This window comes from Streptomyces sp. TRM49041, assembly GCF_008271805.1.
Classification (GTDB): Bacteria; Actinomycetota; Actinomycetes; order Streptomycetales; family Streptomycetaceae; genus Streptomyces.
Map to the genome: position 1 here is coordinate 109,647 of NZ_VSRY01000145.1, position 13,534 is coordinate 123,180.

Annotated in this window: 20 protein-coding genes; 7 read left to right on the forward strand and 13 right to left on the reverse strand. The window is 70.1% G+C overall.

The window, feature by feature from the left end; translation table 11 throughout:
* The first annotated feature begins 143 nt into the window (after nt 1–143).
* On the forward strand, nt 144–452 hold the full coding sequence (locus tag FVS66_RS20155) for a response regulator transcription factor (RefSeq protein ID WP_149182577.1): 309 nt from the start codon (nt 144–146) through the stop codon (nt 450–452).
* 124 nt (nt 453–576) lie between these two features.
* Nucleotides 577–1,020: a response regulator transcription factor gene (locus FVS66_RS20160; protein WP_149182578.1), complete on the forward strand. Its 444-nt coding sequence runs from the start codon at nt 577–579 to the stop codon at nt 1,018–1,020.
* Here the strand turns inward: FVS66_RS20160 and FVS66_RS35140 are convergent.
* The 13 genes from FVS66_RS35140 to FVS66_RS20215 form a co-directional block, all read right to left on the reverse strand.
* Nucleotides 980–1,153 carry a hypothetical protein gene (locus FVS66_RS35140; RefSeq protein ID WP_187645609.1) on the reverse strand — a complete coding sequence of 58 codons (174 nt, stop codon included), beginning with the start codon at nt 1,151–1,153 and terminating at the stop codon, nt 980–982. The genes FVS66_RS20160 and FVS66_RS35140 overlap by 41 nt on opposite strands.
* A 333-nt stretch (nt 1,154–1,486) precedes the next feature.
* Nucleotides 1,487–2,977 carry an ABC transporter permease gene (locus FVS66_RS20165; RefSeq protein WP_149182579.1) on the reverse strand — a complete coding sequence of 497 codons (1,491 nt, stop codon included), beginning with the start codon at nt 2,975–2,977 and terminating at the stop codon, nt 1,487–1,489.
* Complete coding sequence (locus FVS66_RS20170; protein WP_187645610.1) at nt 2,974–3,651, reverse strand: ABC transporter ATP-binding protein; 678 nt, start codon at nt 3,649–3,651, stop codon at nt 2,974–2,976. Before FVS66_RS20170 ends, FVS66_RS20165 begins: the two co-directional genes overlap by 4 nt.
* Nucleotides 3,652–3,693: 42 nt before the next feature.
* Nucleotides 3,694–4,293, reverse strand: a complete 600-nt coding sequence (locus FVS66_RS20175) for a PspA-associated protein PspAB (RefSeq protein ID WP_149182581.1) — start codon at nt 4,291–4,293, stop codon at nt 3,694–3,696.
* A gap of 20 nt (nt 4,294–4,313) precedes the next feature.
* Nucleotides 4,314–5,240: a zinc metalloprotease HtpX gene (htpX, locus tag FVS66_RS20180; protein WP_149182582.1), complete on the reverse strand. Its 927-nt coding sequence runs from the start codon at nt 5,238–5,240 to the stop codon at nt 4,314–4,316.
* Between the two features lie 7 nt (nt 5,241–5,247).
* Nucleotides 5,248–5,526, reverse strand: a complete 279-nt coding sequence (locus FVS66_RS20185) for a PspA-associated protein PspAA (RefSeq protein WP_149182583.1) — start codon at nt 5,524–5,526, stop codon at nt 5,248–5,250.
* Nucleotides 5,523–6,299, reverse strand: coding sequence for a PspA/IM30 family protein (locus FVS66_RS20190; protein ID WP_149182584.1), 777 nt, complete (start codon nt 6,297–6,299; stop codon nt 5,523–5,525). The genes FVS66_RS20185 and FVS66_RS20190 overlap by 4 nt, the downstream gene beginning before the upstream one ends.
* Nucleotides 6,300–6,468: 169 nt before the next feature.
* Nucleotides 6,469–6,786, reverse strand: a complete 318-nt coding sequence (locus tag FVS66_RS20195; protein WP_149182585.1) for a hypothetical protein — start codon at nt 6,784–6,786, stop codon at nt 6,469–6,471.
* Nucleotides 6,787–6,788: 2 nt separating this feature from the next.
* Nucleotides 6,789–6,920 carry a hypothetical protein gene (locus FVS66_RS36120; RefSeq protein ID WP_262387099.1) on the reverse strand — a complete coding sequence of 44 codons (132 nt, stop codon included), beginning with the start codon at nt 6,918–6,920 and terminating at the stop codon, nt 6,789–6,791.
* Nucleotides 6,920–7,621 (reverse strand): isoprenylcysteine carboxylmethyltransferase family protein, encoded by a 702-nt coding sequence (locus FVS66_RS20200; protein WP_149182586.1) that lies wholly within the window; start codon nt 7,619–7,621, stop codon nt 6,920–6,922. Before FVS66_RS20200 ends, FVS66_RS36120 begins: the two co-directional genes overlap by 1 nt.
* Nucleotides 7,614–7,856, reverse strand: a complete 243-nt coding sequence (locus FVS66_RS20205; RefSeq protein ID WP_262387100.1) for a hypothetical protein — start codon at nt 7,854–7,856, stop codon at nt 7,614–7,616. Before FVS66_RS20205 ends, FVS66_RS20200 begins: the two co-directional genes overlap by 8 nt.
* A gap of 51 nt (nt 7,857–7,907) precedes the next feature.
* A complete protein-coding gene (locus tag FVS66_RS20210; protein ID WP_149182588.1) occupies nt 7,908–8,144 on the reverse strand; it encodes a DUF2933 domain-containing protein in 237 nt (78 codons plus the stop codon).
* A 27-nt stretch (nt 8,145–8,171) separates the two neighbouring features.
* Entirely contained in the window at nt 8,172–8,435 is a 264-nt protein-coding gene (locus tag FVS66_RS20215; protein WP_187645611.1) for an SHOCT domain-containing protein, read from the reverse strand.
* A gap of 202 nt (nt 8,436–8,637) precedes the next feature.
* On the opposite strand from FVS66_RS20215, the gene FVS66_RS20220 reads away from it, so the two are divergent.
* The 5 genes from FVS66_RS20220 to FVS66_RS36130 form a co-directional block, all read left to right on the forward strand.
* Nucleotides 8,638–11,448 carry a heavy metal translocating P-type ATPase gene (locus tag FVS66_RS20220; protein ID WP_149182589.1) on the forward strand — a complete coding sequence of 937 codons (2,811 nt, stop codon included), beginning with the start codon at nt 8,638–8,640 and terminating at the stop codon, nt 11,446–11,448.
* Complete coding sequence (locus FVS66_RS20225; protein ID WP_149182590.1) at nt 11,445–11,786, forward strand: metal-sensitive transcriptional regulator; 342 nt, start codon at nt 11,445–11,447, stop codon at nt 11,784–11,786. Before FVS66_RS20220 ends, FVS66_RS20225 begins: the two co-directional genes overlap by 4 nt.
* 75 nt (nt 11,787–11,861) lie before the next feature.
* Nucleotides 11,862–12,179 (forward strand): hypothetical protein, encoded by a 318-nt coding sequence (locus FVS66_RS20230; protein ID WP_149182591.1) that lies wholly within the window; start codon nt 11,862–11,864, stop codon nt 12,177–12,179.
* Nucleotides 12,176–12,391 carry a hypothetical protein gene (locus FVS66_RS36125; RefSeq protein ID WP_262387101.1) on the forward strand — a complete coding sequence of 72 codons (216 nt, stop codon included), beginning with the start codon at nt 12,176–12,178 and terminating at the stop codon, nt 12,389–12,391. Before FVS66_RS20230 ends, FVS66_RS36125 begins: the two co-directional genes overlap by 4 nt.
* 6 nt (nt 12,392–12,397) lie before the next feature.
* Nucleotides 12,398–13,534: transposase family protein (locus tag FVS66_RS36130; RefSeq protein WP_262387102.1), on the forward strand; the 1,137-nt coding region annotated here is incomplete at its 3' end.

The following is a 13,534-nucleotide window of genomic DNA, read 5'->3' on the forward strand; positions in this document are numbered from 1 at the left end:
GTTCGTCGCGCTGCCCGGCGCCCCGGCCTGATCATCTGCGGGCCCTCTGCCGGAGCCTGTCCGTCACAGTCTGTGAGGGGTGGTCGGTGTCCAACGGGACCGTTGGGTTATATGTGATGAAAGTGCACCATTAGTTCTATTTTGTGACTGACGGTCCGACCTTCGTGGACAGGACGGTGATGTTCCCACCGCGCGTACTCGTGATCGAGGACGACCAGGATGTGAGCGCCCTGCTGGAGCGGCACTTCCGCGAGCGGGGATGCCCCGTGGCCGTCGCGTATTCGGGGGAAGAGGGGCTCGGCCTCGCCTTCGCCGACCCTCCGGACATCGCGGTCGTCGACGTGATGCTGCCCGGCATCGACGGACGGGAGGTCGTCCGCAGGTGCGGGCGGACGAGCGGACGAGGAGATGCCGTCTGGTCGTCTCCTCGGTGCTCGACCCGGAAGATCTGATCGGCCTCGCGGACGAGGTGCTGGCCAAACCGTTTCGGCAGTCGGCCGTGGCACGGCTCGTGGACTCCTGCCGAAGCTCCGTGGCCCAGGCGTCCCAGGAGCCCCAGGAGTCACAGGAGGAGTAATGGCTCATGTCCTGATAGCCGACGACGACGCGGACATCCGGGATCTGGTGGCGTTCAAGCTGACCCAGAGCGGTCACCGGGTCACGGCCGTGGAGGACGGAATGGCGGCGCTCCGGGCCGCGCGTGAGAACACGGTGGACCTGGCACTGCTCGACATACGGATGCCGGGCATGTCGGGTCTGGATGTATGCCGGGAGCTGCGCGCGGCGGCTCAGACCGCGACGCTCCCCGTCATCATGATCACCGCCCGGTCCCAGGAAGCGGACGTCGAGGTCGGCTTCGCGGCGGGAGCCGACGACTACATCATCAAGCCGTTCAGCCCGCGGGAGCTGTCCAGCAGGGTCACCGCGGTGCTCAACCGGGTGGAACACCCCAGGTCACAGTCACGACCTAGAGTCTTGATCAAACCCGGAACGGTTCAGTGGCCGTCGCACCGGCCTTGATGGTGCCGGTGTCGAACGCCTTGTCCCCGGTGGCGGTCACGGTGTGCGAGGCCGAGTCCCGGTTGACGACGCTGACCTGCGCCCCGGGCGACACCTGAAGATCGGCCGGGCTGAAGGTGAAGTTCTCGATCAAGGTACGCACCGCACCGGTACGGCACTGGACGCGGTCGGGGCTGCGCTGGTGGAGGCGGGGGCTGTGCTGTAGCTGTTTCCGTTGCCGCCGTTCGAGCAGCCGGCCATCGCGAGCAGCGAACAGGCGGCCCCCACCAGGGCGGCGGCCCCGCCGCGGAGAGGTGAGTGACATGCGGGGCGGCGTTTCGGACGGGGCTGCTTGCTCTGGGTGCGGCTGGTGAGCGCCGTGCACTCAGCGTCGCCGCCGAGGACGGCGCCCGCCAGGGCAGTACCGCCATCCGCCTCATCGGCTCACCCGAAGGCCATGGAGCCGTGCCTGAGGCGGACGCGGAGGTCAGCGGGCGGGGACGGCGGTGCGGCGGAACATGACGGCCGCTGCGGCGGTGAGGGCGGCCAGCCAGCCGAGAGAGAGGAGCAGTGCGCCGGTTTCGTCGAGGGTGGGGGTGACGGCGGCGTCGATGAGGACGCGGCCGGGGCCGTAGCCGGGCAGTGCGTGAGCCCAGGCCGGCGGCTGGGGGTGCAGCATCGGGCTCTGTTCGACGCCGATGTCGAGGAAGGGCACCAGGAAGGCGATGAGTACACCGCCGACGCGGCCGAACAGCGGGCCGATCAGGACGCCGACGAGGGCATAAGTGAGGGCGATGAGCACGCTGGCGGTGATGTAGAGGCCCCACTGGCGGGCGTCGAAGACGGTCGCGGTTACGGCGAGGGAGGCGGCGGTCGCGAGCAGCGCCAGCAGGGTGACGACGGCCAGCCGGGAAGCCAGCAGGCTGCCGAGCCGGAAGCCGGCCAGGGCCAGGCGCTGGTCGCCGGAGCTGGCGTCCAGGACGGTGAACAGTCCGGCGAGGGTGGCCAGGGAGGCGATGGCGACCGGGGCCATCGTGCCGCCGTGGACGTCGGGGAGCCAGACCTGCTGAGCGAGGGCGTGGCCCTGCTCGCGCACGGTCAGCGAGGTGGACTCGTCGGGGGTGGTGGCCACGGCGAGGAGGACGAAGACGACCGGTACGGCCACGAGCAGCGCCCAGAGCACGTGGTTGCGCCCGGTTTCCCGCAGGCCCATGCGCACCCCTGCCGCGATCTGGCCGGCGGCCGAGCCGGGCCGGGCACGGTGGCGGGTCCGGGCGGTGCGGCTGGTGGCGGTGATGACCGTCCAGCCGATGGCGGTCGCGACGGCTGCCCAGGTCAGGGCCCAGCCGAGGTCGCCGATTTGCCCGGCGTGGTGGGAGGGCAGGTCGATCATCCACAGGGTCACGAAGTGGGTCGGCAGGATGCGGGTGACGGGCCGGTCCGCCGCGCCGATCGCGGGACCGAAGAACACGTCCAGGATCCAGACGAACAGCACGAGCACGGTGCCGTTGACCGGGTTGGCGACGAGAACGCCGATGAGCGCGCCGATGGCCAGGTAGATCAGAGCGAACATCAGAGTCCCGGCCACCACCCGGCCCGGGTCGCTGATACCCGTACGCAGCCACAGGGCGACCAGGGCGGAGGCGGCGGCCAGCAGCGCGAGCACCAGCCCGGTGGCCAGTCGGGCGGCGACCAGCCGTGAGGGGGCAAGACCGGCCAGGACCATGCGGCGGTCGGCGGTGTGGGCGGCGCGCATCTGGAAGTACATGGCGATGGCGGCGATGAAGGCGGCGGCCCAGCCGGCGGTGGCGGTCTGCACCGCGGGACCTCCGGGGCCGCCGAGCAGTTCGGCGGTGTCCGCCATCGGCCCCGCGGCCACCACCACGAACACCACTGGCACCAGAACCAGCACGAGCAGGTTGACCGGGGTGCGGGCGGCCTCCGTCAGGAACCGGCGGACGAGCAATGCTGTGGTCATCGGGCCACCGCCTGCCCGTCCCGCAGCTCGACGATCCGGTCGAAACGCTCCTGGTCGGTCACGAAGTGACTGATGATCAGCACGGAACGTCCCGCCTGGCGGTGCGCTGCCACCAGATCCCAGAACTTGAGGTAGGTGTCGAAGTCGAAGCCGGCGTACGGCTCGTCCAGCAGCAGAACCTCGGGATCGGCTAGCAGCGCCAGTCCCAGGTTGAGCTTGGCCAGGGTCCCGCCGGACAGCCGATCGCTGCGGGTGGCGGCGTACCGTTCGAAGCCGAGCGCCTTGAAGATCTGGCGGCGCGAGCGCCGCTCCGCCTCCGGGGACAGGCCGTAGGCGTGGCCGAACAGCTCGAAGTGCTCATCGCAGGTGAGGCGTTCGTAGACGACCGGTTCCTGCGGGCAGTAGCCCAATCGGCCGCTGCGCCGCACGGTCCCGGCGTCGGCGGCCAAGGCCCCGACGAGGATCTTCATCAGGGTGCTCTTGCCCGAGCCGTTCTCCCCGACCAGCCCCACCACCTCACCCGGGGCCAGCGTCAGGTCCACGCCGCGCAGCACGGGCATCCGACGGCGGGCCGGCCACAGGCCGCGGCGGTACGCCTTCTCGATCCCGGCCGCCGTCAGCACCGCACCGTCGGTGTGCGGCCCGTCCTCGGGTCGGGCGTCGGCTTCTGTCACTTGGCTCACTTCCCCGGATCGGATGGGCCGGCCGGCCCCTGGTCAAAGGCCGGGGGCGCCCCACAGCGGGAACCAGCGGGTCAAGTCTTGCTCGATCCGCGGGTCGTCCTTGAGCACGGCTTTGGCCTGGAGTTCCAGTGGGTTGTCGCGTTTGTTGCCGGGGCGCGGGGCGCGGGGCGCGGGGCGCGGGGCGAATGGGTAGAAGGTGCCGCGCTTGTAGAGGTAGACGAGAGCGAGGGGGCGCAGCCTGGCGTCGTGGAAGGCGACCAGGGAGCAGAGGAGGTGGGGTCCGAAGCCGCTGTCCTGCAGGGCGGTGTTCACCGCGTGGAGGTCGCTCACGAGGGCGGGCAGTTCGTTCGGGGCGCGGCCGGAGAGCAGCCATGCATATCCGTAGGTGTCGCGGATGAACTCCACCGGCCCGCCGCCGCGTTCGGAGTCCGCGTCGAGGAGGGCGCGAACCTCTTGCTGCACCTGGGCGAAGGCCCCGCCCTCGATGGCGGCGAAGCATACTGAGCCTGCTCCGGTCGGTGTGAAGCCGATGGCGGCCTGGAGGGTGATCGCGGCCGAGGGCAGGGCGAAGAGCTGGTCCAGGTCGGGCTTGGCCGGCTTGCTCCGGCCGAACAGGACGTCCAGGAATCCCATGGGCACCAGCTCCTTACTCCTCAGGCCCCGGCGTGCGGTTCGCCGCCGGCCTCGCCCAGCTGCGCGGAAATCTCCGCGAGCGCCTCGATACGGCGTTCCAGGGAGGGGTGGGTGGAGAACATGTTCGCCACCGCCGTGCCGGGACCGAGGGCCGGAGTGAAGAAGAACGCGTTGAACGCCTGGGCGGTGCGCAGATCCCGCGTGGGGATGCGGGCGATGTCGCCGCTTACCTTGGTCAGTGCGGAGGCCAGGACGGAGGGCTTTCCGGTGAGCATGGCCGCGGCGCGGTCGGCGGCCAGTTCGCGATAGCGGGACAGGGCCCGGATGAGCAGGAAGCTGACGGCGTAGACGAGGGCGGAGACCGCCATCACTGCCATGAAGACGACGGCGGTGTTCTGGTCGCGCTGGTCGCGTCCGCCGAAGAGCTGGGAGTAGAAGGCGAATCGGACGACGAGTCCGGCGATCACGCCCAGGAACGAGGCGATGGTGATCACGGCCACGTCGCGGTGCGCGACGTGGGACAGCTCGTGGGCAAGGACACCTTCGAGTTCCTCGGTCTCCAGTCTTCGTACCAGTCCAGTGGTGACGCAGACGACGGCGTGGTTGGCGTTGCGGCCGGTCGCGAACGCGTTGGGCAGGTCCATCTCGGAGATGGCCACCCTGGGCTTGGGCATGTCCGCGGTCGCGCACAGCCGGTCGATGGCCCCGTGCAGCTGCGGCTGCTCCTCGGCGGTGACCAGGCGCCCGTGCATGGCGTACAGGGCGATCCGGTCGGAATACCAGTACTGCGCGCCCAGCAGGGCGGCGGCGATGACGACCACGAGGACGACGGACTTGAGCAGCGCGATCAGCGCGGCGATGAACACCACGTACAGCAGGCCAAGGAGGAACATCGTGACCACCATGCGGGCGGTCAGCTGCCGGTCGGGCTCGAAGCGGCTGCGCATCACACACTCACCCGGGAATCAGGCCCTCGTCGGAGAGCAGCTCGCGCACCTGCGTGAGGCTGGTGTCCTCGTCGGGAAGTACCAGGTCCGACGGAGTGATCCGCTCGTCCGGCAGCCGTGTGCCTAGGCTGCGCACCGCGTCCAGCAGGGCCGACAGGGCGGCGGCGAACGCCGCCTCGTCGCCCGCGTCGGCGGCCGCTTGCAGGGCGGAGTCCAATGTGTTGAGCCGGCCGAGGTGTTCTTCAGTGATCTCGTACTGGCCCTCGCCGAGAATCCGCATGATCATGACGTCGCCTCCTGGTCCGGCGGTGCCTGCCTGGTCCCGCCGCCTTCGACGGCCGGCGCAGCCGCGGACGCCGGGAGCTGCGCCTTCATCTGGGCCAGCTCGAGTTCCACGTCGCTGCCGGCGGTGACGCGTTCGAGTTCGGCTTGGATGTCGTCACGTCCGGCAGGCAGGGTGGCGTCGTCCAGCGCGCCGGAGGCGATCAGCTCGTCCAGCGCACCGGCGCGTGCCTGGAGTTGCTCTGTCTTGTCCTGGGCGCGCTGCATGGCGAGGCCCACGTCGCCCATCTCCTCGCCGATGCCGGTCACTGCCTCGGTGATACGGGTCTGGGCCTCGGTCGCGGTGTAGCCGGCCTTGATGGTCTCCTTGCGGGTGCGGAACGCGTCCACCTTCGCCTCCAGGCGCTGCGTGGCAAGGGTGAGCTTGTCCTCCTGCTCCTTCAGCGACGCGTGCTGGCCCTCAAGATCGGTGATCTGCGAGGCCACTGCCGTACGGCGGGCCAGCGCCTCGCGGGCCAAGTCCTCGCGCCCCACCGCGAGCGCCTGTTCCGCCTGGCCCTGCAGCTTGCCCGCGGACTGCTGCAACTGACTCATCTGCAGCTCGACCCGCTTGCGGCTGGTCGCCACATCGGCCACCCCGCGCCGCACCCTCTGCAGCATCTCCCGCTGCTGTTCGTAGGAGTAGTCCAGGACCTCGCGCGGATCCTCGGCCTTGTCCAGCGCCTTGTTCGCCTTGACCCGGAACAGTGTGGCGATGCGTTGGGTGATGCTGGTCATGGCGACCGCCTTCCTCTCAGTCTCTGCCTGCAGGAGGGATCGGCCGAGACATACCGCGCGGCCGTCTCACCGGCCCGCCGCAGGTCACCGCCGGAATCGCTTCTCTTCCATTGTCCGGGCGCTTTCCCCTCCCGGCAGTCTGATCGTGTTCTGTGCGGGTTGTGGCTGGTCATGGCCCGCTCCCGGCTGGGGTTGCCGCCTGCGGGCTGGGAATGTCGCGCAAGGTGTCACCGACGGCGTGGGCCAGGGCGGCGGCGATGGTGCATGCGCCCCACAGTCCCCAGGCCACGGCGGGCGCGTCGGCGACGAGCAGGGCGGGAAGGGGAAGCATGCCGGCGGCCAGGAGGGCGGGGGCGGTGCGGTGGAGGGTGCGGGCCAGACGCGAGGCGTCTCGCCGGTGGCTCCGGGCGAGCAGCATCGCGCACGCCGCGACGGCCAGGACCTGGATGGTGATTAGGATCCAGACCAGGACAAGGGCTGCAGCCATGTCTATCGCCTCCTGCCGGGGCCGCGGGGTGGGCGGTGGCGGTCCATGCGGGCGAGCACGAGGAGCAGCAGCACGATCCCGGCGAGCACGCCGGCCACGATCGCTGCCTGGACCAGGACGGGTAGTCCAGTCATCAGCTCCTCCCGGGGTCAGCGTGTCGGGAGGCCGCCTCGGGCGGCGGCCCCGGCTCGTGCCCGGCAGGGATGTCCCTGCCGGGCCGCCGCGGCCCGAAGGCCGGCGTGCGGGCGGCGTAGGCGGTCCACTGCTCACCGAAGCGGGCGGCGACCTCGCGTTCCTCGCTGCGGGCCAGGCGCGCGTACACGTACACCAGGACCGGGAACATGATCAGGGTGGGGATGGTGGGCCACTGCAGGAGGAATCCGATCATGATGAGCAGGAAGCCGTCGTACTGAGGGTGTCGCACCCAGGCGTAGAGGCCGGTGGTGGCGAGCCTGTCGTGCTGAGCAGCGTCGTGCAGGATTTTCCAGGCGGCGGCGATGAGCCAGAAGCCGACGCCGATGGCGGCGTAGCTGGCCAGGTGGAATGGGCTCAGGTGGGGGTCGCCGCTCCAGCCGGTCAGGTCGTTCCACAGGTGCCCGCCGGCGTGGGTGTCCTTGAGGAGCGGGACCTGGTTGCCGAGCCAGCTGCCCAGCAGGTAGACGGTGAGCGGGGTGCCGTACATCTCGGTGAACAACGCCACCAGGAAGGCGCTGTAGGCGCCCATGGCGCGCCAGTCCCGCTTGGTCTTCGGGTGGAAGAAGCTGACGGCGAAGACGACGAACAGTGCCGTGTTGAGCACGACCAGCGGCCACAGGCCGTATGCGGCGTCAGCCATCACGTCCTCCTCGGGGCAGTGTCCGCTGTCCGCGGGCCAGGCCGCTCATGCGCCGCTGGTACGCGGCCGCGTCGATGCGCTCGTGCGTCCGCAGGCCCGCACACCAGCTCTCGGCGGCCTCCAGTGCGGCACGGCGGCCCCGCAGCCGCGCCAAAGGGGGGCATCGGCTCTCGCGGGGTGTGACCAGGCGGCCGATGTCGTAGGCCAGGGCCGCGAGGATCAGAGCGCCGATCAAGATCGCGGTCAGTGCTTGCAGGCCGCCACGTCCCTGATCTCGCCGGTTGTCTCAGCGGAAGGGCTTGTGGTCGTGAGGGTCGCGGTCCTTGGGCGCGTCATCGTGACCATGTCCGTGCATGTCGTCGCCGCCGTGCATGCCGCGCATCATGAAGAACATCATCAGCGGGCAGACGGCAACGATGGCGAGGATGGCGAGGGTGCCCACGGGCACGCCGAGCGCCAGCGCGCCGACCAGGGCGATCGCGATCGCGATCGCGTACAGGCCGTAGTTCCTGTTGTTCTTCATGGCCGGTCCTCCTCCGTGGGAGGGGCATCAGGGTTTGGCGGGCCCGGAGGAGCGCAGGGCGGCCAGGCGCCGCTGGTAGTCCTCTTCGTCGATGTCGCCGCGGGCGAAGCGTTCGGCGAGCAGTTGCTCGGGCGAGGGCGAAGCGGAGACATGGGTGTGGTCGGGGGCGCGGTTCAATGCGCGGAAAAGCAGGACGGCGACGGTGATGATCAGGGCCCAGAAAAGGATCATGCTGGCCGACATGGCAAACCAGCCCCAGCCGCTCATATCGCGGTCGAACCAGAACATCATCGCGATTCACTTCCCCGGATTCGGGGGCTGCGGGCACGGAGCCCCGCCGTCCGGTCGGTGTTCTCTCGTTACCACGATCGCCCCTGCCGGACCGGATGCACAGGACCACCCGGTCCCCTGCGTCGGGACCGTTCAGCCCCTACCTGGTTGGGGTAGCGAGGGGCGAGGCTGGAGGGAGTGAACACGCAGGGAGGCCATTGCCATGAGTGTTGCCGCTGTTGTCGTAGTGGTCTTGGCCGCTGTGCTGATCGCGGGCCTGGGGTGGTTCTTCTTCGGCCCGCGCCGGGTCCGTGCCGCGCGCCTGGACGGCGGGGTGCAGCGGGTCGAGGTGACGGTGCGGGGCGGCTACAGCCCCGATGTCATCCGGGTCCGTCAGGGGATTCCGGTGGAGCTGGTCTTCGACCGGCAGGAGTCCGGCGAGTGCACCAACCGCGTCGTCTTCCCCGACCTGCGCGTCAGCACCGGACTGCCGGCCTTCAACCGCACCACCGTACGGGTCGATCCTGATCAGGTCGGATCGTTCGGGTTCGCCTGCGGAATGAACATGATCCACGGCATGCTGCTCGTCGAGCCGGCGGACGGTTCCGGCGCCACGGAAGTCACCCTGGACGGAGACGGCAAGGAAACGGCCGCCGCCACCGACGCGGAACATGCGAGCGGCGGGGAGACCGGGGCTGACGCGGAAGCGGCGGAGGCCGCCGAGCGGCGCGCGGAGATCACGGACCTGACGCGCCGGGTCGCAGTCGGCGCCGTGCTCACCGCCCCGGTGCTCTTCGCCGTCATGGCGCACGAGCTGTTCGGCGCCGACTGGGTGCCCGCATGGATGCTCAACCACTGGCTGCAACTGGCCCTGATCACACCCGTGATGCTCTACACCGGCTGGCCCATCCACTCGACCGGCTGGCTCACCTTGCGCCACCGCAGCGCGGACATGAACTCCCTCATCACGCTGGGCACCACGGCCGCGTACGGATACAGCCTGATCGTCACGCTCGCCCCCGCTCTGCTGCCCGAGGACGTGCGGGAGGTGTACTTCGAGGCGGTCGGGGTGATCCTTACCTTGATCCTGCTGGGCAGGCTGCTGGAGGCCCGGGCCAAGGCCGGCACCGGCGAGGCCATCCGCGCGCTGCTGGGCCTGCAGGCCCGCACGGCCCGGGTGGTCCGCGACGGCACCGAGACCGAGATCCCGCTGGAGGACGTGGCAGTCGGCGACGAGGTGGTGATCCGGCCCGGGGAGAAGGTACCGGTCGACTCCGAGGTGCTGTCGGGTTCCTCGCCGGTGGACGAGTCGATGGTCACCGGCGAGCCGATGCCGGTCACCAAACGGGCCGGGGACACGGTGATCGGCGCGACCGTCAACGGCACCGGCTCCTTGCGGGTACGAGCGGCCAAGGTGGGCGCCGACACGATGCTGGCCCAGATCATCCGCCTGGTGCGGCAGGCGCAGGCTTCCAAGGCCCCCATCCAGCGGCTCGCCGACGCGGTCTCCGCCTACTTCGTGCCCGCCGTGATCGCCATCGCGATCGTCACCTTCGCTCTGTGGTTCACCGTCGGCCCCGCCCCGGCCCTGACGCTCGCCCTGGTCTCTGCGGTCGCGGTGCTGATCATCGCCTGCCCCTGCGCCCTGGGACTCGCCACCCCGCTGTCGGTCATGGTCGGCACGGGCAAGGGCGCCCAGGCGGGCATCTTGATCCGTTCCGCCGCGGCGCTGGAGACCGCCCACAAGCTGGACACCGTAGTCCTGGACAAGACCGGCACCGTCACCGCGGGCAAGCCCGTCCTCACCGACGTCCACACCACCGACAGCATCAGCGAGGCCGGGCTGCTGAGCCTGGTCGCGGGGGCCGAGGCGGACAGCGAGCACCCGCTCGCCCAGGCCGTCATCGCCGGCGCCCGGGAGCGCGGCCTGTCCTGGCCCGCGGCGACCGGCTTCGACTCGGTCACCGGGAAGGGCGTACGGGCCACCGTCGACGGCCACACCGTCCTGATCGGCACCGCTCGGCTGCTGCGCGACAGCGGCATCGACACCTCCGCTCTGGCCCCCGTCGCGGCGGACTTCTCGGCCCAGGGCAAGACGCCGGTCCTCGCCGCCGTCGACGGGCGGCCCGTCGGCATCCTGGCCGTCGCCGACACCGTCAAGGACGACTCCGCGCAGGCCGTCGCCGCCCTGCAGCGCCTCGGCGTCGAGGTGGTCATGCTCACCGGCGACAACGCCCGTACCGCCGCGGCCGTCGCCGCCCAGGTCGGCGTCACCCGCGTACTGGCCGAGGTGCTGCCCGAGCACAAGGCGGACGAGATCCGACGCCTACAGAGAGAGGGCCGTACGGTCGGTATGGTCGGAGATGGCATCAACGATGCCCCCGCTCTCGCTGCCGCCGACGTGGGACTCGCGATCGGCACCGGCACCGACGTCGCGATCGAGGCAGCTGATATCACCCTCATCTCCGGCTCCCTGACCGGCGTGGTCACCGCGATCCGCCTCTCGCGCGCCACCATGCGCAACATCCGGCAGAACCTGTTCTTCGCCCTCGTCTACAACGCCGTCGGCGTTCCTCTCGCGGCCGGAGCCCTCTACCCGGTGTGGGGCATCCGCCTGAGCCCGATCATCGCCGCCGCCGCGATGGCCCTGTCCTCCCTGTCGGTCGTCACCAACGCATCCCGCCTGCGCCGCTGGCACCCGGTGCCGCTGCCGCCGGCCACGGTGGAGCCTGTCGAGCCCCGGGTCGAATCCGCTGCAGACCAGGCCGGCGCCGAGGCCACCACGGACAGTGGCGGACCGCCCCACGGTCGGCCCGGGGCCGGGAAGGATCACCAGCAGCACACCGAGGCGATGGCGGTGGACCCGGTGTGCGGCATGCACCTGGACCCGGCGACCGCCGCCGAACGGCGCGACACCGCCAATGACAGCTACTTCTTCTGCTCCGCGCACTGCGCGGCAGCTTTCGACGCCGACCCGGACCGCTATCGCACGACGGCGGCGGGAGGGGCACACGAACGAGGCGAGAGCAGATGACCAACATCCCCGACCACCTAAACGCTTCAGAACAGGCACCGGCACCGGGCGCAGCACGGCATGGATACGCCGACCACAAGGGCGACCACCTCGCCCGCCTGCACAAGGTCGAGGGCCAGGTCCGCGGGATCACCCGCATGGTCGACGACGACAGGTACTGCATCGACATCCTCACCCAGATCAGCGCCGTCACCCGAGCCCTGCAGGAAGTCGCGCTCGGCCTGCTCGACGACCATGTGCGGCACTGCGTGACCGACGCCGCACGCTCGAATGCGGCCTCGGGCGAGGAGAAGTTCGACGAACTCACCGTCGCTCTGCGCCGCACGCTACGGCTGTAGCCCGAGAGGTCGCAGGCCATGAGGCAGTGCTGCCCAGCCGTCCCGCTACGGACACCGCCCCAACCTGACGTGTGGATGGACGGGGTGGCCGCGGGGAAGGTCACCGACTTCGCCGGGGAGGCGGACGCGGCCGACGTGGCGGAGCTGCGGGACTACCGGCCCGTCAAGTGCATCGCGCTGGTGGCCTGTCTGGAGCACAAGGCGCGGATGAGGGTCCGCGACGACCTGGCGACGATGTTCTGCGAGCGGGTGGCGACGAAGGTCAAGAAGGCGAAGCAGGAGCTGGAGGAGATCCGGCTGGCCGAGCGGGAGATCGTCGAGGCCCTGATCGGCAACTGCCGCACCGTGCTGAAGAACATCGACGATGGCGGCCTCCTCGAGGAGAACGCGTGAGCCATGTCCCCGACCCCGGCGATCCACTGGTCGGCCTGCCGCCCCGGCCCCGGATGGCCGAACTCATCCTCGGAGGACGTCCTCAGCGGGACACCTACTCGGGCTGGCAGCACTACCGGGCTCACCGCGGCCGGCTCGTCCCGCCGCCGGCGCTGACCCCGGACCAATGGCGGATCGTCCCGGCCGCCCGACGCACCGACTACGACCTCTAACGCAGGATGACGACCGTCAACCTGGCGCTGCAGCGGACACCGATGCAGGAGAAGGTCACCCGGCTGATCCGGCGCCGGCTGAACGTCAACACACTCAAGCAGGACGCCCCGACCCTGGCCGGAATCATGGTCAGCGGCTGGGGGAACTACGGCAAGACCGCCACGGTCTGCTCGGCCACCGCCGCCTTCGAGGACCAGTGGCTTCAACTGCACGACTTCCTGATCCCCGGCGCCATCGAGGGGACCGTCGACCTGCACGCGCCGGTCGTATATGTCTCGACGCCGGTCACCGCGACACCCAAGAGCACATGCGTGTCGATCCTGAACTTCTTCCGGGCCGACTTCCGCAGGCGGGCGACCCTCCCCGAGCTCGTCCGCCTGGTCGCCGACTCCCTGCCAGACCACGGCGTCAAGGTCCTCGTCCACGACGACATCAGCCGACTCCGGATGCACCGCTCGGACGACCAGGACGTCCTGGACCTGATGCGGGCCTTCATGAGCCTGGACGTCACCCTGATCCTCACCGGCGTCAACATCCCCGCCACCGGACTGCTGCGGGAGGCGAAGTGGGACAAGGCGACGGCCCAGTGGGTCATGCCTCAGCTGGAGTCGACCCGCATCCACGGCCTGGAAGTCACCCAGACCGAGCACCGCTTCGAACTGGTCGAACTCGACCGATTCCGCCACACCACCGCCGAACAGATCAGAGCCGGCAACGACCTGTGGTTCAGCCAGAAGCACAAGGCGTTCGGCGGAAGCATCCAGTTCCTGTCGGCCCCGGACGGCACCCCGCTGTGGGTCTCCGACGTCGAGCCGGGCTCCACCCCGGACATCACCGCCGCCCGCATCCACGCCCTACCCGCCCTGTACAAGGCGGCGGCACAGGGCCTGCCGACCCTGGCGGACAAGGGCTACATCGGCGCGGGCATCGGCATCCTCATCCCCGTCCGCCGCCCAAAGGGCAAATCAGAACAGGCACTTCACGTCGATACGCGCATGTTCAACACCCTGGTGCGGCACGTGCGAGCCCTGGGCGAGCGCACCGCTGCCGAGCTGAAGCAGCGATGGCGGACCCTCCAGTACGTCACGCTCAGCCCCAGCCGGATCGGCGACATCGCCCGAGCCGCACTCGTCCTCAACGGA